Raw genomic sequence first — 26,819 nt, forward strand, 5'->3', positions numbered from 1 at the left:
CGTAATAGCTCACTAGTCGAGTGACTCTGCGCCGAAAATGTACCGGGGCTAAATACACCACCGAAGCTGCGAATTGATACCAATGGTATCAGTGGTAGGGGAGCGTTCTAAGTGCAGTGAAGTCAGACCGGAAGGACTGGTGGAGCGCTTAGAAGTGAGAATGCCGGTATGAGTAGCGAAAGACGGGTGAGAATCCCGTCCACCGAATGCCTAAGGTTTCCTGAGGAAGGCTCGTCCGCTCAGGGTTAGTCAGGACCTAAGCCGAGGCCGACAGGCGTAGGCGATGGACAACAGGTTGATATTCCTGTACCACCTCTTTATCGTTTGAGCAATGGAGGGACGCAGAAGGATAGAAGAAGCGTGCGATTGGTTGTGCACGTCCAAGCAGTTAGGCTGATAAGTAGGCAAATCCGCTTATCGTGAAGGCTGAGCTGTGATGGGGAAGCTCCTTATGGAGCGAAGTCTTTGATTCCCCGCTGCCAAGAAAAGCTTCTAGCGAGATAAAAGGTGCCTGTACCGCAAACCGACACAGGTAGGCGAGGAGAGAATCCTAAGGTGTGCGAGAGAACTCTGGTTAAGGAACTCGGCAAAATGACCCCGTAACTTCGGGAGAAGGGGTGCTTTCTTAACGGAAAGCCGCAGTGAATAGGCCCAAGCGACTGTTTAGCAAAAACACAGGTCTCTGCGAAGCCGTAAGGCGAAGTATAGGGGCTGACACCTGCCCGGTGCTGGAAGGTTAAGGAGAGGGGTTAGCGTAAGCGAAGCTCTGAACTGAAGCCCCAGTAAACGGCGGCCGTAACTATAACGGTCCTAAGGTAGCGAAATTCCTTGTCGGGTAAGTTCCGACCCGCACGAAAGGTGTAACGATTTGGGCACTGTCTCAACCAGAGACTCGGTGAAATTATAGTACCTGTGAAGATGCAGGTTACCCGCGACAGGACGGAAAGACCCCGTGGAGCTTTACTGTAGCCTGATATTGAATTTTGGTACAGTTTGTACAGGATAGGCGGGAGCCATTGAAACCGGAGCGCTAGCTTCGGTGGAGGCGCTGGTGGGATACCGCCCTGACTGTATTGAAATTCTAACCTACGGGTCTTATCGACCCGGGAGACAGTGTCAGGTGGGCAGTTTGACTGGGGCGGTCGCCTCCTAAAGTGTAACGGAGGCGCCCAAAGGTTCCCTCAGAATGGTTGGAAATCATTCGTAGAGTGCAAAGGCATAAGGGAGCTTGACTGCGAGACCTACAAGTCGAGCAGGGACGAAAGTCGGGCTTAGTGATCCGGTGGTTCCGCATGGAAGGGCCATCGCTCAACGGATAAAAGCTACCCCGGGGATAACAGGCTTATCTCCCCCAAGAGTCCACATCGACGGGGAGGTTTGGCACCTCGATGTCGGCTCATCGCATCCTGGGGCTGTAGTCGGTCCCAAGGGTTGGGCTGTTCGCCCATTAAAGCGGTACGCGAGCTGGGTTCAGAACGTCGTGAGACAGTTCGGTCCCTATCCGTCGTGGGCGCAGGAAATTTGAGAGGAGCTGTCCTTAGTACGAGAGGACCGGGATGGACGCACCGCTGGTGTACCAGTTGTTCTGCCAAGGGCATAGCTGGGTAGCTATGTGCGGAAGGGATAAGTGCTGAAAGCATCTAAGCATGAAGCCCCCCTCAAGATGAGATTTCCCATAGCGTAAGCTAGTAAGATCCCTGAAAGATGATCAGGTTGATAGGTTCGAGGTGGAAGCATGGTGACATGTGGAGCTGACGAATACTAATAGATCGAGGACTTAACCATATAATATGAAGCAAATGTTATCTAGTTTTGAAGGAATATACCTTCAATAGTTTGGTGATGATGGCAGAGAGGTCACACCCGTTCCCATACCGAACACGGAAGTTAAGCTCTCTAGCGCCGATGGTAGTTGGGACCTTGTCCCTGTGAGAGTAGGACGTCGCCAAGCAAAAACCTAAGTCGTTTCGACTTAGGTTTTTTGTGTTTATTTTTATTTACCAAATGTTAAAATCCATAAATTTAATAACGCTAAAGAAGAAAAAAGAATGAAATAGAGGCTGTTTAAAATAATGGCAATGATTTTTTGTACTCCTGATTTTCCGAATGCTCCTAAAATAATCCCTAAGATAGGAAAGATTATTTCTATCATAAGTGTATATTTTAAATAATGAGAGTAGAAAAAATGGGATGATATAAATAAGTATTCAATAATTACAGCAATTACTGCGATGGAGAAAAATAAATAGGGTAATAACACAGTTATTTTTTTCACGGTTATTCCTCCTTAGAAATTAAATCGTTATAATATAAGTTCTATTGATGTATAGAATACAAGAGTGTATATATTTTAATTAAAACATACTGAAGTACCATATAAACAGTTATACGTAAAATAGATCTCTAGAAATATATATTCTAATTTCCCTTCCTTCTTGTATATAGTTGCAATTCTTCTTTTGAATATAACTAAAACACGAACGTTATCGATGACTAATAAAAAAACATTCGATTATTTATTGACATTGTTTATGAAATATTGTTAATATAGCCATAGAAACAATAATATATAAGACCTCATATAATCGCGGGGATATGGCCTGCAAGTCTCTACCTAACGACCGTTATTCGTTAGACTATGAGGGAAAGTCACTCGGTATTTTTCTATTCACAAGGGATACGTATGCCTGAGTAGAGCGCTTTCTCTCATAGTAAAAGAGAAACTGTTCTATTTCAGGCTTTTTTTATTTGAATCGGGGGGATTCTAATATGAAATCACTAGTTGGAGTCATAATGGGAAGCACGTCAGACTGGGAAACAATGAAATATGCTTGTGACATTTTAGATGAATTAAATATACCGTATGAGAAAAAAGTTGTATCCGCTCATCGGACTCCGGATTATATGTTTGAATATGCAGAAACAGCTCGTGAACGTGGATTAAAAGTTATTATTGCTGGAGCTGGTGGAGCAGCACATTTACCAGGAATGGTTGCAGCGAAGACAAATCTTCCTGTAATCGGTGTCCCAGTTCAATCAAAAGCGTTAAACGGCCTAGATTCGTTATTATCCATTGTCCAAATGCCAGGAGGGGTTCCAGTTGCAACTGTTGCAATTGGTAAGGCTGGTTCAACAAATGCTGGATTGCTTGCTGCACAAATACTTGGATCATTTCATGATGACATACATGATGCATTAGAGTTGAGACGAGAGGCTATTGAGAAAACTGTGCGTGAAGGTAGTGAGCTAGTATGACGAGAATCATCTTACCTGGAAAAACAATCGGCATTATTGGAGGCGGCCAGCTTGGAAGAATGATGGCGATGGCAGCTAAGGAGATGGGTTATAAAATTGCTGTTTTAGATCCTACAAAGCATTCACCATGTGCACAAGTTGCTGATATTGAGATTGTTGCATCTTATGACGATCTAAAAGCAATTCAGCATTTAGCAGAGATAAGCGACGTTGTCACATATGAATTTGAGAATATTGATTATAGATGTTTACAATGGCTTGAGAAACATGCGTATTTACCACAAGGTAGTCAATTATTAAATAAAACGCAAAATCGTTTTACTGAAAAGAATGCAATTGAAAAAGCGGGGTTACCGGTAGCATCGTATAGATTGGTTCAAAATCAAGATCAACTTACAGAAGCAATTAAAGAGTTATCTTTCCCTTCTGTCTTAAAAACAACGACAGGTGGATACGATGGTAAAGGGCAAGTGGTTTTAAAGAGTGAAGCTGATGTTGTGAGAGCAAAAGAGCTTACTAATAAAGCAGAATGCATTCTTGAAAAATGGGTACCTTTTGAAAAAGAAATATCAGTTATTGTAACTCGTAGTGTAAGTGGTGAAACGAAAGTATTTCCCGTAGCAGAAAATATTCATGTGAATAACATTTTACATGAATCTATCGTTCCAGCTCGCATTACAGAAGAACTTTCTCAAAAAGCAATTACTTATGCAAAAGTACTTGCGGATGAATTAAAACTTGTGGGAACACTAGCGGTAGAGATGTTTGCTACAGCTGACGGTGAGATTTACATTAATGAATTAGCACCAAGACCTCACAACTCAGGGCATTATACGCTTGATGCATGTGAAACGAGTCAATTTGGTCAACATATTCGAGCAATCTGTAATTTACCTCTTGGAGAAACAAATTTGTTAAAACCAGTTGTCATGATTAACATTTTAGGCGAACATATAGAAGGGGTCCTAGGACAAGTGAATAGATTAACCGGGTGCTATTTACACTTGTATGGAAAAGAAGAAGCAAAAGCGCAGCGAAAAATGGGGCATGTTAATATTTTAAATGATAATATTGAAGTCGCTCTAGAAAAAGCGAAGAGTTTGCATATTTGGGACCATCAAGAACAACTGTTGGAGGGAAAAAGATGATTAATCGTTATACACGCCCTGAAATGGGTGCGATTTGGACGGAAGAGAACAAATTTAAAGCGTGGTTAGAAGTTGAGATTTTAGCGTGTGAAGCATGGGCTGAGCTTGGCGATATTCCAAAAGAAGATGTGAAAAAAATTCGTGAACATGCATCATTTGATATTGATCGTATTTATGAAATTGAAAAAGAAACACGTCATGACGTAGTTGCTTTCACTCGTGCTGTATCAGAAACACCAACATTAGGTGAAGAACGTAAATGGGTTCATTACGGTTTAACATCTACAGACGTAGTAGATACAGCTTTATCTTATATCTTAAAACAAGCAAATGAAATCTTGTTAAAAGACTTAGAAAACTTTGTTAGCATTTTAGCTAATAAAGCGAAAGAGCATAAATACACGATTATGATGGGAAGAACACACGGTGTACATGCAGAGCCAACAACATTTGGTTTAAAACTTGGTCTTTGGTATGAAGAAATGAAACGTAACGTAGAGCGTTTCAAACAAGCTGCTGATACAGTTCGCGTTGGTAAATTATCTGGTGCGGTTGGTACATATGCAAATATTGATCCATTCGTAGAAAAGTATGTTTGTGAAAACTTAGGATTAGAAGCAGCACCAATTTCAACACAAACATTGCAACGTGATCGTCATGCACATTACATGTCAACACTTGCACTAATCGCAACATCTGTTGAAAAGATGGCAGTTGAGATTCGTGGTTTACAAAAGAGTGAAACACGTGAAGTTGAAGAGGCTTTCGCAAAAGGTCAAAAAGGTTCTTCTGCAATGCCGCATAAACGTAATCCAATTGGATCTGAAAATATGACTGGTTTAGCTCGTGTTATCCGCGGTTATATGATGACAGCTTACGAGAATGTTCCGTTATGGCATGAGCGTGATATCTCTCACTCTTCTGCAGAACGCGTAATTTTACCAGATGCTACAATCGCGTTAAATTACATGTTAAATCGCTTTGGTAATATCGTTAAAAACTTAACTGTATTCCCAGAGAATATGAAACGCAATATGACAAGAACATACGGCTTAATTTACTCTCAGCGCGTAATGCTTACACTAATTGACAAAGGTCTGGTACGTGAAGAAGCTTATGATATCGTACAGCCTAAAGCAATGGAAGCTTGGGAAACACAAGTACAATTTAAAGAGCTTGTAGAAGCTGACGAGCGTATTACAAGTAAGTTAACGCAAGAAGAAATTAACGAATGTTTCAATTATGAACATCATATGCAACACGTTGATACAATCTTTGAACGCCTTGGATTAAACGAAGCGTAAAATTTCATATGGCACAGAATAGAGTCATTCTGTGCCATTCTTTATAAAAATATTATTCACATTTTTCAAACTACAGGGGGCTTGCGAAATGCAAAAGCTAGAATTGCTGTATGAAGGTAAGGCAAAAAGAATTTATCGTACAGAAGCAGCAGATATGGTTTGGGTAGAGTACAAAGATAGTGCGACTGCTTTCAATGGGGAGAAAAAAGCGACAATTACAGGAAAAGGTCGTTTGAACAATGAGATTACAACTTTATTGTTCAGAAAGTTACAAGAAGTTGGAATTAAAACACATTTTGTAGAGAAGTTATCTGATACAGAACAACTTGTCAAAAAGGTGAGTATTATTCCATTAGAAGTTGTCACAAGAAACGTAATTGCAGGTAGTCTTTCAAAAAGACTAGGAATGGAAGAAGGAACTGCTCTTACAGCACCAATCGTAGAATTTTACTACAAAGATGATGATTTAGGAGATCCACTTGTAACGGAAGATCATATTCGTTTGTTAAATGTTGCAACACCAGAGCAAGTAAGCGTATTACGAGATGCAGCTCTACAAATCAATCAAGTGTTGATTGAGCATTTCGCAAGCTGTCGTGTAAGATTAGTAGATTTCAAATTAGAGTTTGGCGTAACAGAAGAAGGGGAAATCATATTAGCAGATGAAATTTCACCAGATACTTGCCGTTTATGGGATGAAACGAGCAATGAAAAATTTGATAAAGATGTATTCCGTCGTGATCTTGGGAATTTAACAGAAGCATATGAAGAAATTTTAAAACGTTTAGGGGGAGCTTCACATGTATAAAGTTAAGGTATATATAACGTTAAGAGAAAGTGTATTAGATCCACAAGGAACTGCGGTAAAGGGAGCACTTCATAGTCTTTCATTTACAGAAGTACAAGACGTTCGAATCGGAAAGTATATGGAATTAACAATTGATAAATCAGTATCTGATTTGGATAGCAAGGTAAAAGAAATGTGCGAAAAACTATTAGCAAACGTTGTAATGGAAGACTACCGTTATGAAGTTGAGGAGGTTGTCGCACAGTGAAATTTGCCGTAATAGTATTTCCAGGTTCGAACTGTGATGTTGATATGTTTCATGCAATTAAAGATGAGCTTGGCGAAGAAGTAGATTACGTTTGGCATGATACAGAGAACTTAGATGAGTATGATGCGATTCTCTTACCAGGTGGATTCTCTTACGGTGACTACTTACGCTGTGGTGCTATTTCTCGCTTTGCTAATGCAATGAAAGCAGTGCAAAAAGCTGCTGAGCAAGGAAAGCCGATTTTAGGTGTATGTAATGGATTCCAGATTCTTGTTGAATCAGGATTACTACCAGGAGCATTAATGAGAAACGAAAACTTAAAGTTTATGTGCCGTACTGTTCAGTTACGTGTTGAAAATAATGAAACGATGTTTACATCACAATATGAAAAAGATGAAGTAATTAACATTCCAATTGCACATGGCGAAGGAAATTACTATTGTGATGAAGCGACTCTTAAACAATTAGAAGAGAATAATCAAATCGCATTCCGTTACGTAGAAAATCCGAATGGAAGCGTTTCAGATATTGCAGGTATTGTAAATGAAAAAGGAAATGTTCTTGGTATGATGCCACACCCAGAGCGTGCTGTAGATGAATTACTTGGCGGTGCTGAAGGGTTAAAAGTCTTTCAATCTATCTTAAAACAGTGGAGGGAAACATATGTCGTTAATGCTTGAGCCAAATCCAACACAAATTAAAGAAGAGCGTATATATGCGGAAATGGGGCTAACAGACGAAGAGTTTGCCATGGTTGAAAAGATTTTAGGCCGTTTGCCGAATTATACAGAAACGGGACTATTCTCTGTTATGTGGTCTGAACATTGTAGTTATAAAAATTCAAAGCCAGTTCTTCGTAAGTTTCCAACGACAGGTGAGCGTGTCTTACAAGGACCTGGAGAAGGCGCTGGAATTGTAGATATCGGTGATAATCAAGCGGTTGTGTTTAAAATGGAAAGTCATAACCATCCTTCTGCAATTGAGCCATATCAAGGGGCGGCAACAGGTGTCGGCGGTATTATTCGCGATGTATTCTCTATGGGCGCACGTCCGGTAGCTCTATTAAACTCACTTCGTTTCGGTGAATTACAATCACCACGTGTGAAATATTTATTCGAAGAAGTAGTAGCAGGAATCGCAGGATACGGTAACTGCATCGGGATTCCTACTGTTGGTGGAGAAGTACAGTTTGATCCATGTTATGAAGGAAATCCACTTGTAAATGCAATGTGTGTAGGCTTAATTAATCATGAAGATATAAAAAAAGGGCAAGCGCATGGTGCTGGTAATACAGTAATGTACGTAGGAGCATCAACTGGTCGTGATGGTATTCACGGTGCAACATTCGCATCTGAAGAGCTATCTGAAAGCTCAGAAGCGAAGCGTCCGGCGGTTCAAGTAGGGGATCCATTTATGGAGAAACTTCTTATTGAAGCATGTTTAGAACTTATTCAGTCTGATGCACTTGTTGGAATTCAAGATATGGGAGCTGCTGGTTTAACATCATCTTCTGCAGAAATGGCAAGTAAAGCAGGTATGGGTATTGAAATGTACTTAGATGATGTACCGCAGCGTGAAACAGGAATGACTCCATATGAAATGATGTTATCTGAATCACAAGAGCGTATGTTAATCGTTGTGAAAAAAGGTAGAGAGCAAGAAATAGTAGATTTATTTGAGAAGTATGGTCTTGCAGCAGTTACGATGGGGAAAGTAACGGAAGATAAAATGCTTCGCTTATTCCATAAAGATGTAATGGTAGCTGAAGTACCGGCGGATGCTCTTGCAGAAGAAGCACCAATTTATTATAAACCGTCAAAAGAAGCAGCATACTTTGCTGAGTTCCAGCAGATGAAAATGGAAACACCGCAAGTAGAGGATTATAAAGAAACGTTATTATCTCTATTACAACAACCAACGATTGCAAGTAAAGAGTGGGTATATGATCAATATGATTATCAAGTGCGCACTAGCACAATCGTTACACCAGGTTCAGATGCAGCGGTTATACGTGTACGCGGTACAGAAAAAGGATTAGCAATGACGACAGATTGTAATTCTCGCTACATTTATCTAGATCCAGAAATGGGCGGGAAAATTGCAGTAGCAGAGGCGGCACGTAATATCGTATGTTCTGGCGGGGAGCCACTTGCAATTACAGATTGCTTAAACTTTGGTAATCCAGAAAAGCCAGAGATCTTCTGGCAAATTGAGAAATCAGTAGACGGTATGAGTGAAGCTTGTCGCAAGTTACAAACGCCAGTTATCGGTGGGAATGTATCAATGTATAACGAGCGTAGTGGTGAAGCTGTATATCCAACACCAACTGTTGGGATGGTTGGACTGGTACACGATTTAAAACACGTAACAACACAAGAATTTAAACAAGCTGGCGATTTAGTTTATGTAATTGGGGAGACGAAAGCTGAGTTTGGCGGAAGTGAATTACAGAAAATGATCTACGGAAAAATTTTCGGTCAATCACCAAGCATCGATCTAGATGTAGAATTAAAACGCCAAAAACAATTACTAGCAGCAATTCAAGCTGGACTTGTTCAATCTGCACATGATGTTGCAGAAGGTGGTTTAGCAGTTGCAATTACTGAAAGTGCAATTGGTGCTAACGGTTTAGGTGCTACTGTGAAATTAGATGGGGAAGCAACAGCAGTATTATTTGCAGAATCACAATCTCGCTTTGTTATAACTGTAAAACGTGAAAATAAAGAAGCATTTGAGAAAGCGGTTGAAGCAATTCAAGTTGGAGAAGTTACAAATACAAATGAAGTAACAATTCATAATGAAGAAAATGAAGTATTACTTACAGCAAATGTAGATGCAATGAGAAAGGCTTGGAAAGGGGCAATCCCATGCTTACTGAAATAAAGGGGTTAAATGAAGAATGTGGCGTTTTCGGAATTTGGGGGCATGAAAATGCAGCACAAGTTGCGTATTACGGGTTGCACAGTTTGCAGCACCGTGGACAAGAAGGCGCAGGCATTGTTGTAAATAATGGTGAGAAAATCGTTGGGCATAAGGGGCTTGGTTTAATATCAGAAGTGTTTTCAAGAGGTGAGCTAGAAGGATTAAATGGAAAATCGGCAATCGGACATGTACGATATGCGACAGCGGGTGGAAATGAAGTTGCTAACGTTCAACCATTATTATTCCGTTTTTCCGATCATAGCATGGCGTTAGCTCATAACGGAAATTTAATTAACGCAAAAATGCTTCGCCGTGAATTAGAGGCAGAGGGAAGTATTTTTCAAACAAGTTCAGATACAGAAGTACTTTTACACCTCATTAAACGTAGTACAAAAGATTCTTTAATTGATAGTGTAAAAGAGGCTCTAAATAAAGTGAAAGGTGCGTTTGCATATCTTTTACTAACTGGAAATGAAATGATCGTTGCGCTAGATCCAAATGGATTCCGTCCTCTTTCAATTGGAAAGATGGGGGATGCTTACGTTGTAGCATCGGAAACATGTGCTTTCGATGTGGTTGGTGCAACATACATTCGTGATGTAGAACCTGGTGAATTGCTTATTATCAATGATGAAGGAATTCACGTAGATCGTTTTACAAATGAAGTAGACCATGCGATTTGCAGTATGGAATACATTTACTTTGCACGTCCAGATTCTAATATCGCTGGTATTAATGTTCATGCAGCACGCAAAAACATGGGGAAACGTTTAGCGGCGGAAGCTCCTATTGAAGCTGATGTTGTTACTGGTGTACCAGACTCTAGTATTTCAGCAGCAATTGGTTATGCGGAGGCGACAGGAATTCCGTATGAGTTAGGATTAATTAAAAATCGTTACGTTGGACGTACGTTTATTCAACCTTCTCAAGAACTGCGTGAGCAAGGGGTTAAGATGAAGCTCTCAGCAGTAAGAGGTGTAGTTGAAGGAAAACGAGTTGTTATGATTGACGATTCTATCGTAAGAGGAACGACAAGTAAACGAATTGTTCGCATGCTTCGCGAGGCTGGAGCGACAGAAGTCCATGTAAGAATTGCTTCACCACCTCTTAAGTATCCATGCTTCTATGGCATTGATATTCAAACGAGAAAAGAATTAATCGCGGCAAATAATTCAATAGAAGAAATCCGTCAAATCATCGGAGCAGATTCTTTAACATTTTTAAGTGAAGATGGATTAGTAGATGCAATTGGACGCCCATATGAAGGGAAATACGGTGGTCTATGTATGGCTTACTTCAATGGAGACTATCCAACAGCTCTTTATGATTATGAGCAAGAGCTTTTAGAAAGTATGAAATAAGAAGAAAAAAGCTTCTACTTCTTTTGATGTAGAAGCTAGCTTCTTTCTTAAAACGGCCGCCCTGGATGGGGAGAAATTAAAAGACGAGGTGTAAAAAACGATGGCGAATGCATATAAGCAAGCAGGAGTAGATATTGAAGCTGGATATGAAGCGGTATCTCGCATGAAAAAACACGTACAAACAACAATGAGAAAAGAAGTGCTAGGCGGTTTAGGCGGTTTTGGAGGTATGTTTGATCTATCAAAATTTGCATTAGAAGAACCTGTATTAGTATCTGGAACAGATGGCGTGGGAACGAAATTGATGCTCGCTTTTATGGCAGATAAACATGACACAATTGGTATTGATGCAGTAGCAATGTGTGTAAATGATATTGTTGTCCAAGGAGCAGAGCCGCTTTTCTTCCTTGATTATATTGCTTGTGGTAAAGCTGAACCTAGTAAAATTGAAAACATCGTCAAAGGTATATCAGAGGGCTGTCGCCAAGCTGGTTGTGCATTAATTGGTGGAGAAACAGCTGAAATGCCAGGAATGTATTCTACGGAAGAATACGATTTAGCTGGTTTTACAGTTGGAATTGTTGATAAAAAGAAAATTGTAACAGGTGAAAAAATTGAAGCTGGTCACGTATTAATTGGCTTAGCATCTAGCGGCATTCATAGTAACGGTTATTCTTTAGTAAGAAAAGTACTACTAGAAGATGGAGAACTATCTTTAGATCGTATTTACGGACGCTTAGAACTACCTCTTGGTGAAGAATTATTAAAACCAACGAAAATTTATGTCAAACCTATTTTAGAACTATTGAAAAAACATGAAGTATACGGTATGGCACATATTACAGGTGGTGGATTCATTGAAAATATTCCACGTATGTTGCCAGAAGGAATCGGTGCGGAAATTGAATTAGGATCTTGGCAAGTTCAACCGATTTTTAGTTTACTTCAAGAGGTTGGAAAACTAGAAGAGAAAGAAATGTTCAATATTTTTAACATGGGTATTGGTATGGTAGTAGCAGTAAAGGAAGAAGAGGCAAAAGATATTGTTCGTCTTCTTGAGGAACAAGGCGAGAAAGCTCATATTATTGGACACACTGTACAAGGATCTGGTGTTACCTTTATTGAGGGAACAGAAGTATGAGTAGATTAGCAGTTTTTGCTTCTGGGAGCGGCTCTAACTTTCAATCTCTTATTAATGCGGTAGAAGAAAAAAGATTGGATGCAGATATTAGTTTATTAGTATGTGATAAACCAGAGGCACGCGCTATTGGACGGGCACATTATCACCATATTCCGTGTTTCACCTTTTTAGCGAAAGCATATGAGTCAAAAGAAGCATTTGAAAGAGAGATATTAAAGAAGCTAGAAGAGTATGAAATTGATTATGTTATTTTAGCTGGATATATGCGTTTAATTGGACCGACTTTACTAGCAGCATACGGCGGGAAAATTATTAATATTCATCCATCACTATTACCGAGCTTTCCAGGTAAAGATGCTGTTGGTCAAGCGTTAGAAGCAGGTGTGAAAGTAACTGGAGTAACGATTCATTATGTAGATGCAGGTATGGATACAGGTCCAATTATTGCGCAAGAAGCAGTAGTTGTTTCTGAAGGGGATACGAGAGAAAGCTTACAAAAGAAAATTCAACAAGTTGAACATAAATTATACGTAAATACAGTGAATCAAATTGTTCAGTCTGTGAAAAAACCAACTGTTAACTAACATACAACCAGGGGTGAAGGATAAATGAAAAAGCGTGCATTAGTAAGTGTTTCAGATAAAACAGGAGTAGTAGAATTTGTTAAAGGTTTACTTGAACAAGGGATTGAAGTTATTTCAACAGGTGGTACGAAAAAATTATTAGAAGAAAACGGCTTGCAAGTAATTGGTATTTCTGAAGTAACTGGTTTCCCAGAAATTATGGATGGCCGTGTAAAAACATTACATCCAAATATTCATGGTGGTCTATTAGCAGTTCGTGATAATGAAACGCATGTAGCGCAAATGAATGAATTAGGTATTCAACCAATTGACTTTGTTGTTGTTAACTTATACCCATTTAAAGAAACAATCGCTAAGCCTGATGTAACATTTGCTGATGCAATTGAAAATATTGATATCGGTGGCCCAACAATGATTCGCTCTGCTGCGAAAAATCATAAATTTGTATCTGTAATTGTAGATCCGGTCGATTATGATGTTGTATTAGCAGAACTGAAAGAGAACGGTGAAGTAACAGAGGAAACGAAACGTAAATTAGCAGCGAAAGTATTCCGTCATACAGCAGCATATGATGCGTTAATTTCTAACTATTTAACAGAGCAAATGGGCGAAGAAAGCCCTGAAACAGTAACGATGACATTTGAGAAAAAACAAGATTTACGCTATGGCGAAAATCCACATCAAAAAGCGACATTCTATAAAGCGCCATTCGCAGCAACTTCTTCTGTTGCATACGCAGAACAATTACACGGTAAAGAATTATCTTATAACAATATCAACGATGCGGATGCAGCACTTAGCATCGTGAAAGAATTTACAGAACCAGCAGTAGTAGCGGTAAAACATATGAATCCATGTGGTGTTGGGGTAGGAACTGATATTCATGAAGCATACACACGTGCTTATGAAGCGGATCCAGTATCAATCTTCGGCGGTATTATTGCAGCAAATCGTGAAATTGATAAAGCTACAGCAGAAAAGTTACACGAAATTTTCTTAGAAATTGTTATCGCTCCTTCGTTCTCGCAAGAAGCTTTAGAAGTGTTGCAAAGCAAGAAGAACTTACGCTTACTAACTGTAAATATTGAAAAAGCGACAAGTGCAAGTAAAAAACTAACTTCTGTACAAGGTGGTCTTCTTGTTCAAGAGGAAGATACGTTATCATTAGATGAGGACGCAATTTCAATTCCAACGAAACGTGAACCATCAGAGCAAGAATGGAAAGATTTAAAACTAGCTTGGAAAGTTGTAAAGCATGTGAAATCAAATGCAATTGTTTTAGCGAAAGATGATATGACAATTGGTGTTGGTGCTGGACAAATGAATCGTGTAGGTTCTGCGAAGATTGCAATCACACAAGCTGGCGAAAAAGCACAAGGTAGCGCACTTGCATCTGATGCTTTCTTCCCAATGCCAGATACAGTAGAAGAAGCAGCAAAAGCTGGAATTACAGCGATCATTCAACCAGGCGGATCGATTCGTGATGAAGATTCTATTAAAATGGCAGACGCGTATGGGATTACGATGGTGTTCACTGGCGTACGTCATTTTAAACATTAATAGAGTAATTTTAGAAATAACAAACTAGGAGCATAGCTTCTAGTTTGTACTTATTTAATTATTGGGGGATGAAATATGAATGTTTTAGTAATCGGCCGCGGTGGACGTGAGCATGCTTTAGCTTGGAAGTTTGCACAATCTGAAAAGGTAGAAAAAGTATATGTAGCGCCAGGTAATGAAGGTATGCGAGATGTTGCAACACCAGTTGATATTGATGAGAATGATTTTGATGCACTAGTCTTATTTGCAAAAGAGAATAATGTAGGCTTAACTTTCGTTGGACCAGAAATTCCACTTATGAATGGAATCGTTGATCGTTTTAAGGAAGAGGGACTTCGTGTATTTGGGCCTAATAAAGCGGCTGCTGTTATTGAAGGTAGTAAAGCTTTTACAAAAGAATTGATGAAAAAGTATGATATTCCAACTGCGGCATATGAAACTTTTACAGACTATGAAGAGGCAGTAAAGTACATTCAAAAAGTTGGTACACCGATCGTAATTAAGGCAGATGGGTTAGCTGCTGGTAAAGGTGTAACGGTAGCAATGACGCTTGAAGAGGCATTGCAAGCTGTGAAAGAAATGCTACAAGATGTGAAATTCGGCGCAGCAAGCAAGAAGGTCGTTATTGAAGAGTTTTTAGATGGACAAGAATTTTCATTAATGGCATTTGTAAATGGAACAATTGTACATCCGATGGTAATTGCTCAAGATCATAAACGAGCTTTTGACGGCGATAAAGGTCCTAATACAGGCGGAATGGGCGCATATTCTCCAGTACCACAAATTCCGGAGTCAGCGGTTCAAGAAGCGATTCAAACAGTATTACATCCAACTGTTAAAGCGATGATCGAAGAAAATCGTTCGTTTACAGGAATTTTATATGCGGGGCTTATTTTAACGAATGATGGTCCAAAGGTAATTGAGTTCAATGCACGCTTTGGTGATCCTGAAACGGAAGTTGTATTACCACGCTTAGAAAATGATTTAGTTGATGTATGTAACGCTGTATTAGATGAAAGTGAATTAACGTTACAATGGTCAAAGGAAGCAGTTATTGGTGTCGTACTTGCTTCGAAAGGATATCCAGAAGCATATAAAAAAGGTGAAATTATTAACGGATTAGATGCACTGCAAGATGTGATTGTTTTCCATGCGGGTACAGCGATGAAACATGGTGACTTTGTAACAAACGGTGGCCGTGTATTATTTGTTGCTTGTAAGGCGAATAGTTTACAAGAAGCGAAAGATAAGGTCTATAAAGAAATCGGTAAAATTGAGAGTGATGGTTTATTTTACCGAAGTGATATAGGATATCGTGCAATTGGTCATGAGATGACGAGAATCTAATGTATAAAAAATCCCGCTGATTTCTCAGCGGGATTTTTATGCATCTTTATCTTTTTTTAATTTCCCTTTTTGCTTTGCCATTTCTCGAAGTAAATACTCGATGTGTGCATTGACGCTACGAAACTCATCATTCGCCCATTTTTCGATGACTGCGTGTAATTCAGGATCAATACGTAATGGAAAGCTTTTCTTTTTGGCCATAATCACTTACAACCTTTAGTATAGGCTTCCGGTATTAATAACTGGTTGCGCACCTTTATCTGAAACGATGGCAACTAATAAATTGTTCACCATATTTGCTTTACGCTCGTCATCGAGTTCCAGTACGCCTTCTTCATCTAACATATGGATTGAATCTTTTGCCATCTTCACAGCACCTTCAACAATCTCTTTTCTAGCAGCTAAAACTGCTTTTGCTTGTTGACGTTGGAGCATTGCATGGGCAATTTCTGTTGCGTAAGCTAAATGTGTTAAACGAGTTTCTAATACTTCTACGCCAGCGATTTCAAGGCGTGCTTCTAACTCACGCTTTAATTCTTCAGAGATTTCTTCAGTATTTCCTCGTAACGTGATACAAGTTTCATCTTGGAAATTATCATAAGGATATTTTGTAGCAACGTGGCGAATTGCTGTTTCACTTTGAATTTCTACGAATCGATCGTAATGCTCAACACCAAACATTGCTTTTGCAGAATCAACAACTTTATATACGATAACAGCTGCAATTTCAATTGGATTGCCCTCAACATCGTTTACTTTTAATTTCTTACTGTTAAAGTTTTCAACACGTAAAGATACAGTTTGACGAAACGCGAATGGAATTGTTAAAAATAAACCATTTTGACGAATTGTTCCTAAATAACTACCGAAGAACGTAATAACTTTCGCTTGATTCGGTTGAACGATACCGATACCTGTAGCTAAAACAGATGCTAATATGAGAGCTAAAATAGCTATTACAAACATTTCTTGTACCAGGCAAAATACACCGATAGCGGCTAAAACTAAAATTCCAATAACGCCGAGAAATCCATTAACATAAAATACTTGTTTTTCTTTCATATGATCGCCTCCTGATATAAAAATGATATCACTTTTATATCATTACATGCAAGGTTTTTATACCTAATTTTCTGAATCTTATTGATTGATTTATGTACGTTTTAGGGATAAAACTCCAAAAAGATAAGAATATACGTTCTGTTTTGTGATAAAATAAAGAAGACTTAGCCGCCCACTGCAGCAGCTAAGTCTCTTTGAGAGCATCTTGCATCGTGACAAATGATTCAAAGCGGTTTTGCCAGGATTAATTCTTCAATCGCTGACTCAATCTCTTTGTCAGAAGTGTCATAACTTCCATTTGACTTTGGTTTGTCATGACTGGAAGCTTGCTTAACTTCCTCTTTATTATGGCCTTTTTCAGTAAAGTTCATGCTAGGCATTTTAAATGCGCTCATATTCATATATTTTCCAAACTTACAGGCTTCAACAATAGGGCAGAAACGAACGATTCCCTCCGCAATTTTCATGGCACCAATCCATAGCAAAACTTTAGACCAAGTGCACCAAGGTTTACGTACGAGTTTAGCTGTACTACAACCGAAGAGGATGAGTCCGAGTGTAATTCGAATTAGAGCACTAATTGTGCCGATGTTTTGCTTCATTAGAAAAACACTCCTTTTTGATGAACTTCGAAATAGAAATACTATTTCATTTGTTAGTATTCCGTATAAGCTTTTTGATATGTAATCCAACATTTGACGTTGAAAAAGATGTTGGATTGGGCGTGTGTGTAGGTAGCTTTTTTTGTTATAATGAAAGAATGCGTAAAAGGAAGTTCAAAAAGTCCGGTAAAGATAGCTGTCGCATTTCATCGTTGCATACGCCAGTCCGGTACTCATGTAGGAAAAACTACATTCCGTTCCTCTTGGCGAATGCGCCTCGACCTGCTCGGCTCTCTATATCCTCCTTTTTGAACAAATATAGTAAGGAAGTTCAAAAAAACTGGTAAAGATAGCTGTCGCATTTCATCGTTGCATACGCCAGTCCGGTACTCATGTAGGAAAAACTACATTCCGTTCCTCCTGGCGAATGCGCCTCGACCTGCTCGGCTCTCTATATCCTCCTTTTTGAACAAATATAGTAATGAATTTCAAAAAATCCGGTAAAGATAGCTGTCGCATTTTATCGTTGCATACGCCAGCCCGGTAAAGATATAGCAAGGAATTTAAAAACTCCTGATAAAAATTAACTGTTATTTTGAACTGAAATATAGATATAACTAGAGAAAAGAAAGGGTGTTTTCATGTACGATATTTCCAAATGGAAACATGTATTTAAGCTTGATCCAAATAAGGAGTTAAGTGACGAACATTTAGAAATGATTTGTGAATCTGGAACGGATGCTGTTATTGTAGGCGGAAGTGATGGAGTTACAATTGATAACGTATTACACATGCTAGTTAGCATTCGTAGATATGCAGTTCCTTGTGTGTTAGAGGTTTCTGATTTGGAAGCAATTACACCGGGATTTGATTTTTATTACATCCCAAGTGTTTTAAATAGCCGAAAAGTAGAATGGGTAACAGGTGTTCATCATGAGGCATTGAAAGAATTTGGGGATATTATGGACTGGGACGAAATTTTCATGGAAGGGTATTGTGTTTTAAATCCAGAAGCGAAAGTAGCCCAGCTTACAGATGCAAAATGTGATTTAACAGAAGATGATGTTATTGCATATGCACGTTTAGCAGACAAGCTATTACATTTACCGATATTCTATTTAGAATATAGCGGGACGTATGGAGATATTGAACTTGTTAAAAATGTAAAAGCAGAATTGAAGCAAGCTAAGCTATATTATGGCGGTGGTATTTCTAATGCAGAACAAGCGAAAGAAATGGCACAGTATGCTGATACAGTAGTTGTTGGAAATGTTATTTATGATGATATAAAAGCTGCATTAAAAACAGTTAAAGCAGTAAAAGGAGAGTAGGTGCAGGCGCATATGAGTACGACAGATAGGTTATTAAATGGTTTAAATCCGCAGCAACAAAAAGCAGTACAAACAACAAATGGAGCACTTCTATTAATGGCAGGCGCAGGTAGTGGGAAAACACGTGTGTTAACACATCGTATTGCGTATTTACTTGGTGAAAAAGGTGTGGCGCCATGGAATGTACTAGCAATTACCTTTACAAATAAAGCTGCTCGTGAAATGCGTGAGCGAATTGATAAACTTGTTGGACCAGAAGCAGAAGATATTTGGATTTCTACGTTCCACTCTATGTGCGTACGTATTTTACGACGTGATATTGACCGCATTGGGATTAATCGTAACTTTACGATTTTAGATGCAGGTGATCAGTTAACTGTAGTAAAGAAAATTATGAAGGAGCGCAATATTGACCCGAAGAAGTTTGAACCACGCTCTATTTTAGCGGGTATTAGTAATGCGAAAAATGAACTGTTATCTGCAGATAAATATGCAAAAAAAATTACAACCGCTGATCCATATGAAAAATTAACGAGCGATGTATATACAGAATATCAAAAACGCCTTCTAAAAAATAACTCATTAGACTTTGATGATTTAATTATGACGACGATTCAGCTATTTGAACGTGTTCCAGAAGTGCTAGAGTTCTATCAGCGTAAGTTCCAATATATTCACGTTGATGAGTATCAAGATACGAACAAAGCCCAGTACCTTCTTGTTAAACATTTGGCATCACGTTTTAAAAACCTTTGTGTTGTTGGTGATTCGGATCAGTCTATTTACCGCTGGCGCGGGGCTGACATTTCTAACATTTTGTCATTCGAAAAAGACTATGAGAATGCGCAAGTTATTCTGTTAGAACAAAACTATCGTTCATCACAAAATATTTTAAATGCAGCTAATGCTGTAATTGAAAAAAATTCAAACCGTAAACCGAAGAAATTATGGACAGACAATCAAATTGGGAGCAAAATCTCGTATTATCGTGCTGCAACCGAAAAGGACGAAGCGTATTTTATTGCGAAAAAAATTCGTGACGATATTCAAATGGGGAACCGAAAATATACTGATTTTGCAGTGTTATATCGTACGAATGCCCAGTCTCGTATGATTGAGGAGATTTTCCTGAAATCTAATATCCCTTACAAAATTGTCGGCGGTACGAAGTTCTACGACCGTAAAGAGATTAAAGATATTTTGGCGTACTTACGTTTAATTGGGAATCCAGATGATGAGATTAGTTTCGCGCGTATTATTAACATGCCAAAGCGCGGGATTGGTGCGACTTCTATCGATAAAATTATTAATTATGGTGTGCAAAACGGAATCTCATTAACTGCTGTATTTGATGAGATTGAGCATGTTGGTGTAAGTGCAAAAATAACAAAGGCAGTAAAAGAATTCGCAAGTTTATTACACAACTGGGTAAATATGCAAGAGTATTTATCTGTTACAGAATTAGTAGAAGAAGTTATTGAAAAGACAGGCTATCGCGATATGCTGAAAAATGAGCGTTCTTTAGAAGCAGAAGGTCGTTTAGAAAACTTAGACGAGTTTTTATCTGTTACACAAACATTTGAATCTCAAAGCGAAGATAAGAGCCTTGTTGCATTCTTAACAGACTTAGCTCTTGTTGCTGATATTGATCGTGTAGATGAAGATCCAACTGCTGGTGAAGAAGTTATTTTAATGACGATGCACTCAGCAAAAGGGTTAGAGTTCCCAGTTGTCTTTATTGTTGGCTTAGAGGAAGGGATATTCCCGCATACTCGTTCTCTTATGGAAGAGGATGAAATGCAAGAAGAGCGTCGTCTTGCCTATGTAGGTATTACTCGTGCAGAGGAAGAATTATATTTATCCAATGCGCAAATGCGTACTTTATTTGGTAGAACAAGTATGAATGCAGCATCCCGATTTATTACAGAAATCCCGGCAGAACTAGTAGAACCATTAAATGAAACAGCACCGAAGCGTGAAACTTCGTTTGGTGCAAAAGGAAGAACGACAAGCGCAACGACAACACGTTCTCGCTCAGCTTTCGTGCGTCCGGCTGTTAAGACGACAGGTGGCGAGCAAATTGGATGGGCAGTAGGCGATAAAGCTTCCCACCAAAAATGGGGAGTCGGTACAGTTGTAAGTGTGAAAGGTGAAGGTGATGCAAAGGAATTAGATATTGCGTTCCCAAGCCCAATTGGTGTTAAACGTTTATTAGCAAAATTTGCACCTGTGACGAAACAATAGGAAAGGACTGAGGATATGTCAAAAGAGATAACCAAAAAACGTATAGAAGAACTGCGTGATTTGTTAAATACATTTAACTATCAATATCACGTATTAGACAATCCTTCTGTTTCTGATGCGGAATATGACCGTGATATGCAGGAGCTTATGAAATTAGAAGCAGAGAACCCTGAATTTGTAACGGAAGACTCCCCCTCTATTCGAGTTGGGGGAGCTGTACTTGATATATTTGAAAAGGTAACGCATAAATCACCGATGTTAAGTTTAGGTAACGCATTTAATGAAGGAGATTTGCGTGATTTTGACCGAAGAGTACGTCAAGGAATTGATGATACGAATGTAAGATATATATGCGAATTAAAAATTGACGGACTTGCTGTTTCACTTCATTATGAAAAAGGACGCTTTATTCAAGGTGCAACACGTGGTGATGGTGTAACGGGTGAAGATATTACCCAGAACTTGAAAACGATTAAAGCAATTCCACTTCGATTAAATGAAGAAGTAACGTTAGAAGCGCGAGGCGAGGCTTATATGCCGAAGCGTTCATTCGTTAAATTAAATGAGGAAAAAGAGCAAAATGGTGAAGATGTATTTGCGAATCCGCGTAATGCGGCAGCAGGATCGATACGCCAACTTGATCCGAAAATTGCAGCGAAGCGTAACTTATCTATGTTTGTGTATGGTCTTGCTAATGTAGAAGAAAAAACAATTCCATCCCACAGTGAATCACTGGATTTCTTAGGTGAGCTTGGATTTAAGACGAATCCAAATCGTCGTACATGTGAAACAATTGAAGACGTAATAGCCTATGTAGAAGAGTGGCAGGAAAAACGCCCGCATCTTGATTATGAGATTGACGGAATCGTTATAAAAGTAGATGATGTTGCTATTCAAGAAAGCTTAGGAACTACAGCAAAGAGTCCAAGATGGGCAATAGCTTATAAATTCCCAGCTGAAGAAGTTGTGACGAGATTAACAGGGATTGAATTAAGTGTCGGCCGCACAGGGGTTGTAACACCAACTGCGGAGCTCGAGCCAGTTAGAGTGGCTGGTACTATCGTTCGTCGTGCTTCTTTACATAACGAAGATTTAATTCGTGAAAAGGATATTCGAATTGGTGACTACGTTGTTGTGAAAAAGGCTGGAGATATCATTCCTGAAGTTGTGAACGTTATTTTTGATAAGCGTACTGGTGAGGAAGAAGAATATCATATGCCAACGCATTGTCCAGCATGTGAGAGTGAACTTGTTCGTTTAGAAGAAGAAGTAGCACTTCGATGTATAAATCCGACTTGTCCAGCTCAAATTCGTGAAGGATTAATCCATTTCGTTTCAAGAAATGCAATGAATATTGATGGGCTTGGAGAACGTGTAATTACACAACTCTTTGATGCGGATTATATTCGTACGTTTGCTGATTTATATTCATTGACGAAAGAGCAATTATTACAACTAGAACGTTTCGGTGAAAAATCAGCGACAAATCTAGTACAAGCAATTGAGAATTCGAAGGAAAACTCATTAGAGCGATTATTATTCGGTCTTGGTATTCGCCACGTCGGTGCGAAAGCCGCACGTACATTTGCTGAGCATTTTGAAACGATGGATGGGCTTGTGAAAGCAACGGAAGAAGAGCTAAAAACAATTAACGAGATTGGTGAAAAAATGGCTCAATCCGTTGTAACGTATTTCGATAATGAAGACGTATTAGAGCTATTACAACAATTTAAAGAGTATGGCGTGAACATGGCATACAAAGGTATAAAAGTTGCTGATCTACAAAATGTTGAATCGTACTTTGCAGGAAAAACTGTCGTCTTAACAGGGAAATTAGAAGTTATGGGACGCAGTGAAGCAAAGAAGAAGATTGAGGCATTAGGTGGAAAAGTAACAGGAAGTGTTAGTAAAAGTACGGATTTAGTTGTTGCTGGTGAAGCTGCTGGTTCGAAATTAGCGCAAGCAGAGAAGCACAATGTTGAAGTTTGGAATGAAGAGAGGTTCTTACAAGAGCTGAATAAGTAAGAGGTGCAAACTTACGATGAAAAAAATAGCGTTAGCGGTATTAAGTCTTAGCCTACTTGTAAGTGGGTGTAGTATGGGTTCCAATAAAGATGAAAAAGCAGTTGAGAAATCAGGGAAAGCGAAAGAACAAGCAGTTGTCCCGAAATACTCCATTTCGGATGAATATTATAAGACAACGGTTCCATTTGATCCAGGTAAGGCACGTGGTTTAGTTGTACAAGGTTTAAATAGTCGTCTAGATATAGATGAATTTGAAACAGGACTAATGCGCATTGCCAAAGAATCATTTAGTACGAAAGATTATTTCTTTAGAGGCGGAAAGGTTCTAGATGCTCAAACTATACAAATGCTTGTAAAAAGAAAGCGTACAGATGCTGAACAAAAAGAGCTAGAGGATAAGTTGAAAAAAGATGCAGTTAAATTTCCGAATATCGGACTGAATCCAGCCTTAAGTGAAGGTTCGGAGTCACTAGAAGTGAAAAATAAAAAAAATCCAATGTATATCTCAAATATTTTAGAGCATGATTACTACGTACAAAAAGGTGCGAACGATGTTGAACCTGATGGCATTGTAATTGGATTAGCGATGAATTCTATTCAATATTATGAGGAAGAGCATGGGTATCCACGTGAAGCTGCAATCCCAGATGAAAAAATGTTAGCTGAAGGGAAAAGAATGGCACAAGAAATCTTGAAAGTCATGCATCAAAAAGACGCTGCGACAAAAAATGTTCCGATAACATTTGCAATTTATCGTCAAGGTCCAAAGTCTTCACTTGTGCCAGGGAATTTTGTTTCTTATGCTAAGGTAGAAAAAGGTAGTGAAACGGTTGAGGATTGGAAACCAATCAATGAGAAATATTATTTGTTCCCGTCTGAACAAGCAAAAGCGGATAATAAACGTGAAGACCTTGCAAGGGTGTCAAACTTTAAAGCGAAGTTAAGTGAGTATTTCCAAGGTGATTATACAGCTGTTATCGGTACTGGAATGTATAGAGATGATGAATTAAAAGAAATGAAGCTCGATATTCCTGTCCAATTCAATGGAAAAGCTGAAGTAATTGGATTTACACAATATGTAGCTGGACTTGTTATGGAATACTTCCCGAATTATATGAAAGTACAAGTAACGATTAAATCTGTAGAGCGGCCAGAAGCTATTATTATACGTGAAGCGAAGCAAGATGAACCGTTTGTGAAAATTTTAGATTAAAAGATGAGAGCTGTTCCGTAAAGGAACAGCTTTTTTTCTTGAAAAATTTTGTTATAATTTTAAAGGTTACAAATAAAGGGGTAAGGGGCAAAGTCATGGAAGAACTAAGCTTTCAAGTCATTATTTTATTAATTGCATTCGGGTTTTTAGCTGCTTTTATTGATTCGGTTGTTGGAGGGGGAGGGTTAATTTCGCTTCCTGCACTTATGTTTGTTGGTTTATCACCAGCTTCGGCAATCGCAACGAATAAATTGGCAGCAACGATGGGGACGCTTACGAGTACAATTTATTTTATTCGATCAGGCAAGGTTGATTTTCGGATTGTAGGAAAGTTAATCCCGTTAACTATTATTGGAGCAGTCGCAGGTGCTTTAGTAGTAAAGTTTATTCCGCCTGATATTTTGCGTCCACTAGTACTCGTAATGTTGGTTTTTATTGCTATTTTTATTATTGCAAAAAAAGATTGGGGAAGTGCATCTACCTATAAAAAGATGACAAAAGGAAAAACATTAATATTTTTCTTAGTTATTTTAATGATAGGGTTTTATGATGGTTTTTTTGGACCGGGGACAGGATCCTTTTTAATTTTTGCATTTTTATTAATTGGTTTGGATTTTATTCAAGCGGCAGCATCTGGAAAACTTTTGAACTTCGTTAGTAATATCGTATCTTTAATTACTTTTTTATTTTTAGATGTGATTCATTTTGAATACGGTATTATTATGGGGTTATCAATGATTTTAGGTGCTTATTTTGGATCGAAGTTTGCGGTTCAAAAAGGTGTTGGATATGTAAGGACTTTATTTTTATTAGTTACTATTTTATTAATCGGGAAAAATGTTTTGGAATATACTCATATTTTGTAGATTCATACGTATGTATGAATCTCTTTTTTTTTATTATATTTTAAAAATTTATTAATTTTTAAAATATAAGTCTAGGAATATTTGAATAAATCTAAATTATCGTGTAGAATAATGTTGTAAAATGTAAACGTTTTTCTAAGGGGAGGCTAAAAAGATGGTAGTAGCATACAAACATGAGCCATTTACAGATTTTTCAGTAGAGGCTAACAAATTAGCGTTTGAAGAGGGTTTAAAGAAAGTAGAATCTTATCTTGGACAAGACTATCCATTAATTATCGGGGGAGAAAAAATCACTACAGAAGACAAAATTGTTTCTGTAAACCCTGCAAATAAAGAGGAACTTGTTGGTCGCGTTTCAAAAGCAAGCCGTGAATTAGCTGAAAAAGCAATGCAAGTAGCGGATGCAACATTCCAAACTTGGAGAAAGTCAAAACCAGAAATGCGTGCAGACATTTTATTCCGTGCTGCAGCAATCGTTCGTCGTAGAAAACATGAGTTCTCTGCTATTCTTGTAAAAGAAGCAGGTAAACCATGGAATGAGGCAGATGCTGATACAGCAGAAGCAATCGACTTTATGGAATATTATGCTCGTCAAATGTTGAAATTAAAAGACGGTATGCCAGTAGAAAGCCGTCCAATTGAATATAATCGTTTCTCTTACATTCCATTAGGAGTAGGTGTTATCATTTCTCCTTGGAACTTCCCATTCGCAATTATGGCAGGTATGACAACAGCTGCTTTAGTTTCTGGTAACACAGTATTACTAAAACCAGCTAGTACAACTCCTGTAGTAGCAGCGAAATTTATGGAAGTATTAGAAGAAGCTGGTTTACCAGCTGGCGTAGTAAACTTCGTTCCAGGTAATGGTTCTGAAGTTGGTGACTACTTAGTAGATCACCCTCGTACACGTTTCGTTAGCTTCACTGGATCTCGCGATGTAGGTATTCGTATTTACGAACGTGCAGCAAAAGTAAATCCAGGACAAATTTGGTTAAAACGTGTTATCGCTGAAATGGGCGGTAAAGATACAATCGTTGTTGATAAAGAGGCAGATCTTGAATTAGCAGCTAAATCTATCGTTGCATCAGCATTCGGATTCTCAGGACAAAAATGTTCTGCATGTTCTCGTGCAGTAATCCATGAAGATGTATACGATCATGTATTAAATCGTGCTGTTGAATTAACAAAAGAATTAACAGTAGGTAACCCAGATGCAAAAGATATCAACATGGGACCTGTTAATGACCAAGCTGCATTCGATAAAGTAATGAGCTATGTTGCAATTGGTAAAGAAGAAGGTAAAATCGTATCAGGTGGCGAAGGAGACGATTCTAAAGGCTGGTTCATCCAACCAACAATCGTTGCTGACGTTGCAGAAGATGCTCGTTTAATGAAAGAAGAAATCTTCGGACCAGTAGTAGCATTCTGTAAAGCAAAAGACTTTGATCATGCACTTGCAATTGCAAACAATACAGAATACGGTTTAACAGGAGCAGTTGTTACTAACAACCGTGACCATATTGAAAAAGCACGCGAAGACTTCCACGTTGGTAACTTATACTTCAACCGTGGATGTACTGGTGCAATCGTAGGTTACCAACCATTCGGTGGCTTTAACATGTCTGGTACAGACTCTAAAGCTGGTGGCCCTGACTACTTAGCACTTCACATGCAAGCAAAAACTACTTCTGAAACTTTATAAGAAATAGTAGAAGAGATCTTCACATACTGTGAAGATCTCTTCTTTTTGAGAAAATCTTTATAATAGAAGCTAGTTAATTTGAATCGAGAAATAATTA

General features: G+C 38.6%; 22 protein-coding genes, 2 rRNA genes and 1 riboswitch (1 of these 25 only partly in view). Of the genes, 20 read left to right on the plus strand and 4 right to left on the minus strand.

What is annotated here, in order from left to right; all coding sequences use genetic code 11:
- Positions 1-1,785 (plus strand): 23S ribosomal RNA (locus MHI07_RS01630); it begins 1,137 nt to the left of the window's first position.
- A gap of 50 nt (positions 1,786-1,835) precedes the next feature.
- A 5S ribosomal RNA gene (gene rrf, locus MHI07_RS01635) occupies positions 1,836-1,951 on the plus strand.
- Between the two features lie 42 nt (positions 1,952-1,993).
- Here rrf and MHI07_RS01640 read toward each other — a convergent pair.
- Positions 1,994-2,275, minus strand: coding sequence for a hypothetical protein (locus MHI07_RS01640; protein ID WP_078173562.1), 282 nt, complete (start codon positions 2,273-2,275; stop codon positions 1,994-1,996).
- Positions 2,276-2,557: 282 nt separating this feature from the next.
- A riboswitch (purine riboswitch) is annotated at positions 2,558-2,659 on the plus strand.
- Positions 2,660-2,769: 110 nt separating this feature from the next.
- Here MHI07_RS01640 and purE point away from each other — a divergent pair.
- The 12 genes from purE to purD all read left to right on the plus strand — a co-directional run bounded on the left by purE (position 2,770) and on the right by purD (position 15,677).
- The gene (gene purE / locus MHI07_RS01645; protein WP_002010008.1) at positions 2,770-3,255 is read left to right on the plus strand and encodes a 5-(carboxyamino)imidazole ribonucleotide mutase; all 486 of its coding nucleotides are present in this window, start codon (positions 2,770-2,772) and stop codon (positions 3,253-3,255) included.
- A complete protein-coding gene (purK, locus tag MHI07_RS01650) occupies positions 3,252-4,403 on the plus strand; it encodes a 5-(carboxyamino)imidazole ribonucleotide synthase (protein ID WP_078179985.1) in 1,152 nt (383 codons plus the stop codon). The genes purE and purK overlap by 4 nt, the downstream gene beginning before the upstream one ends.
- Positions 4,400-5,707 (plus strand): adenylosuccinate lyase, encoded by a 1,308-nt coding sequence (gene purB, locus MHI07_RS01655; protein ID WP_002091361.1) that lies wholly within the window; start codon positions 4,400-4,402, stop codon positions 5,705-5,707. Before purK ends, purB begins: the two co-directional genes overlap by 4 nt.
- Positions 5,708-5,795: 88 nt before the next feature.
- Entirely contained in the window at positions 5,796-6,515 is a 720-nt protein-coding gene (gene purC, locus MHI07_RS01660; protein ID WP_002159505.1) for a phosphoribosylaminoimidazolesuccinocarboxamide synthase, read from the plus strand.
- Positions 6,508-6,762 carry a phosphoribosylformylglycinamidine synthase subunit PurS gene (purS, locus tag MHI07_RS01665; protein ID WP_002159504.1) on the plus strand — a complete coding sequence of 85 codons (255 nt, stop codon included), beginning with the start codon at positions 6,508-6,510 and terminating at the stop codon, positions 6,760-6,762. Before purC ends, purS begins: the two co-directional genes overlap by 8 nt.
- Entirely contained in the window at positions 6,759-7,442 is a 684-nt protein-coding gene (gene purQ / locus MHI07_RS01670) for a phosphoribosylformylglycinamidine synthase subunit PurQ (protein ID WP_002159503.1), read from the plus strand. Before purS ends, purQ begins: the two co-directional genes overlap by 4 nt.
- Positions 7,426-9,645, plus strand: a complete 2,220-nt coding sequence (gene purL, locus MHI07_RS01675; protein WP_215572285.1) for a phosphoribosylformylglycinamidine synthase subunit PurL — start codon at positions 7,426-7,428, stop codon at positions 9,643-9,645. The genes purQ and purL overlap by 17 nt, the downstream gene beginning before the upstream one ends.
- Positions 9,630-11,045, plus strand: a complete 1,416-nt coding sequence (gene purF, locus MHI07_RS01680; RefSeq protein WP_002159501.1) for an amidophosphoribosyltransferase — start codon at positions 9,630-9,632, stop codon at positions 11,043-11,045. The genes purL and purF overlap by 16 nt, the downstream gene beginning before the upstream one ends.
- A gap of 100 nt (positions 11,046-11,145) precedes the next feature.
- Complete coding sequence (purM, locus tag MHI07_RS01685; RefSeq protein WP_002010019.1) at positions 11,146-12,186, plus strand: phosphoribosylformylglycinamidine cyclo-ligase; 1,041 nt, start codon at positions 11,146-11,148, stop codon at positions 12,184-12,186.
- Positions 12,183-12,770: a phosphoribosylglycinamide formyltransferase gene (gene purN, locus MHI07_RS01690; RefSeq protein WP_016103383.1), complete on the plus strand. Its 588-nt coding sequence runs from the start codon at positions 12,183-12,185 to the stop codon at positions 12,768-12,770. The genes purM and purN overlap by 4 nt, the downstream gene beginning before the upstream one ends.
- Positions 12,771-12,794: 24 nt before the next feature.
- Complete coding sequence (gene purH / locus MHI07_RS01695; protein WP_340821583.1) at positions 12,795-14,330, plus strand: bifunctional phosphoribosylaminoimidazolecarboxamide formyltransferase/IMP cyclohydrolase; 1,536 nt, start codon at positions 12,795-12,797, stop codon at positions 14,328-14,330.
- Between the two features lie 75 nt (positions 14,331-14,405).
- A complete protein-coding gene (purD, locus tag MHI07_RS01700; RefSeq protein ID WP_340821585.1) occupies positions 14,406-15,677 on the plus strand; it encodes a phosphoribosylamine--glycine ligase in 1,272 nt (423 codons plus the stop codon).
- Positions 15,678-15,713: 36 nt separating this feature from the next.
- Here the strand turns inward: purD and MHI07_RS01705 are convergent, their stop codons facing one another.
- From MHI07_RS01705 to MHI07_RS01715, 3 genes are all read right to left on the minus strand, one after another.
- The gene (locus MHI07_RS01705; RefSeq protein ID WP_001085171.1) at positions 15,714-15,878 is read right to left on the minus strand and encodes a toxin-antitoxin system HicB family antitoxin; all 165 of its coding nucleotides are present in this window, start codon (positions 15,876-15,878) and stop codon (positions 15,714-15,716) included.
- 15 nt (positions 15,879-15,893) lie between these two features.
- The gene (locus tag MHI07_RS01710) at positions 15,894-16,739 is read right to left on the minus strand and encodes an SPFH domain-containing protein (RefSeq protein ID WP_002063557.1); all 846 of its coding nucleotides are present in this window, start codon (positions 16,737-16,739) and stop codon (positions 15,894-15,896) included.
- 224 nt (positions 16,740-16,963) lie between these two features.
- Positions 16,964-17,341 (minus strand): YgaP family membrane protein, encoded by a 378-nt coding sequence (locus MHI07_RS01715; protein ID WP_002159494.1) that lies wholly within the window; start codon positions 17,339-17,341, stop codon positions 16,964-16,966.
- A gap of 641 nt (positions 17,342-17,982) precedes the next feature.
- Here MHI07_RS01715 and MHI07_RS01720 point away from each other — a divergent pair.
- From MHI07_RS01720 to pruA, 6 genes are all read left to right on the plus strand, one after another.
- On the plus strand, positions 17,983-18,672 hold the full coding sequence (locus MHI07_RS01720; RefSeq protein ID WP_002113485.1) for a heptaprenylglyceryl phosphate synthase: 690 nt from the start codon (positions 17,983-17,985) through the stop codon (positions 18,670-18,672).
- A gap of 12 nt (positions 18,673-18,684) precedes the next feature.
- Positions 18,685-20,916 (plus strand): DNA helicase PcrA, encoded by a 2,232-nt coding sequence (gene pcrA, locus MHI07_RS01725; protein WP_340821589.1) that lies wholly within the window; start codon positions 18,685-18,687, stop codon positions 20,914-20,916.
- 15 nt (positions 20,917-20,931) lie between these two features.
- Positions 20,932-22,941, plus strand: a complete 2,010-nt coding sequence (gene ligA / locus MHI07_RS01730) for an NAD-dependent DNA ligase LigA (protein ID WP_002159492.1) — start codon at positions 20,932-20,934, stop codon at positions 22,939-22,941.
- 16 nt (positions 22,942-22,957) lie between these two features.
- Positions 22,958-24,154, plus strand: coding sequence for a CamS family sex pheromone protein (locus tag MHI07_RS01735; RefSeq protein WP_340821592.1), 1,197 nt, complete (start codon positions 22,958-22,960; stop codon positions 24,152-24,154).
- 95 nt (positions 24,155-24,249) lie between these two features.
- On the plus strand, positions 24,250-25,020 hold the full coding sequence (locus tag MHI07_RS01740) for a TSUP family transporter (protein WP_002159490.1): 771 nt from the start codon (positions 24,250-24,252) through the stop codon (positions 25,018-25,020).
- Positions 25,021-25,174: 154 nt separating this feature from the next.
- Positions 25,175-26,722 carry an L-glutamate gamma-semialdehyde dehydrogenase gene (gene pruA / locus MHI07_RS01745; protein ID WP_002159489.1) on the plus strand — a complete coding sequence of 516 codons (1,548 nt, stop codon included), beginning with the start codon at positions 25,175-25,177 and terminating at the stop codon, positions 26,720-26,722.
- The last annotated feature ends 97 nt before the right edge of the window (positions 26,723-26,819 follow it).

It is taken from the genome of Bacillus sp. FSL H8-0545, from assembly GCF_038006105.1.
Classification (GTDB): Bacteria; Bacillota; Bacilli; order Bacillales; family Bacillaceae_G; genus Bacillus_A; species Bacillus_A cereus_U.

Bases quoted from the DNA above. Each gene is read 5' to 3' on its own strand.
- purE (WP_002010008.1), top strand. From the start codon at position 2,770: ATGAAATCACTAGTTGGAGTCATAATGGGAAGCACGTCAGACTGGGAA.
- purK (WP_078179985.1), top strand. From the start codon at position 3,252: ATGACGAGAATCATCTTACCTGGAAAAACAATCGGCATTATTGGAGGC.
- purB (WP_002091361.1), top strand. From the start codon at position 4,400: ATGATTAATCGTTATACACGCCCTGAAATGGGTGCGATTTGGACGGAA.
- purC (WP_002159505.1), top strand. From the start codon at position 5,796: ATGCAAAAGCTAGAATTGCTGTATGAAGGTAAGGCAAAAAGAATTTAT.
- purS (WP_002159504.1), top strand. From the start codon at position 6,508: ATGTATAAAGTTAAGGTATATATAACGTTAAGAGAAAGTGTATTAGAT.
- purL (WP_215572285.1), top strand. From the start codon at position 7,426: ATGTCGTTAATGCTTGAGCCAAATCCAACACAAATTAAAGAAGAGCGT.
- purF (WP_002159501.1), top strand. From the start codon at position 9,630: ATGCTTACTGAAATAAAGGGGTTAAATGAAGAATGTGGCGTTTTCGGA.
- purM (WP_002010019.1), top strand. From the start codon at position 11,146: ATGGCGAATGCATATAAGCAAGCAGGAGTAGATATTGAAGCTGGATAT.
- purN (WP_016103383.1), top strand. From the start codon at position 12,183: ATGAGTAGATTAGCAGTTTTTGCTTCTGGGAGCGGCTCTAACTTTCAA.
- purH (WP_340821583.1), top strand. From the start codon at position 12,795: ATGAAAAAGCGTGCATTAGTAAGTGTTTCAGATAAAACAGGAGTAGTA.
- purD (WP_340821585.1), top strand. From the start codon at position 14,406: ATGAATGTTTTAGTAATCGGCCGCGGTGGACGTGAGCATGCTTTAGCT.
- MHI07_RS01705 (WP_001085171.1), bottom strand. From the start codon at position 15,878: ATGGCCAAAAAGAAAAGCTTTCCATTACGTATTGATCCTGAATTACAC.
- MHI07_RS01710 (WP_002063557.1), bottom strand. From the start codon at position 16,739: ATGAAAGAAAAACAAGTATTTTATGTTAATGGATTTCTCGGCGTTATT.
- MHI07_RS01715 (WP_002159494.1), bottom strand. From the start codon at position 17,341: ATGAAGCAAAACATCGGCACAATTAGTGCTCTAATTCGAATTACACTC.
- MHI07_RS01720 (WP_002113485.1), top strand. From the start codon at position 17,983: ATGTACGATATTTCCAAATGGAAACATGTATTTAAGCTTGATCCAAAT.
- pcrA (WP_340821589.1), top strand. From the start codon at position 18,685: ATGAGTACGACAGATAGGTTATTAAATGGTTTAAATCCGCAGCAACAA.
- ligA (WP_002159492.1), top strand. From the start codon at position 20,932: ATGTCAAAAGAGATAACCAAAAAACGTATAGAAGAACTGCGTGATTTG.
- MHI07_RS01735 (WP_340821592.1), top strand. From the start codon at position 22,958: ATGAAAAAAATAGCGTTAGCGGTATTAAGTCTTAGCCTACTTGTAAGT.
- MHI07_RS01740 (WP_002159490.1), top strand. From the start codon at position 24,250: ATGGAAGAACTAAGCTTTCAAGTCATTATTTTATTAATTGCATTCGGG.
- pruA (WP_002159489.1), top strand. From the start codon at position 25,175: ATGGTAGTAGCATACAAACATGAGCCATTTACAGATTTTTCAGTAGAG.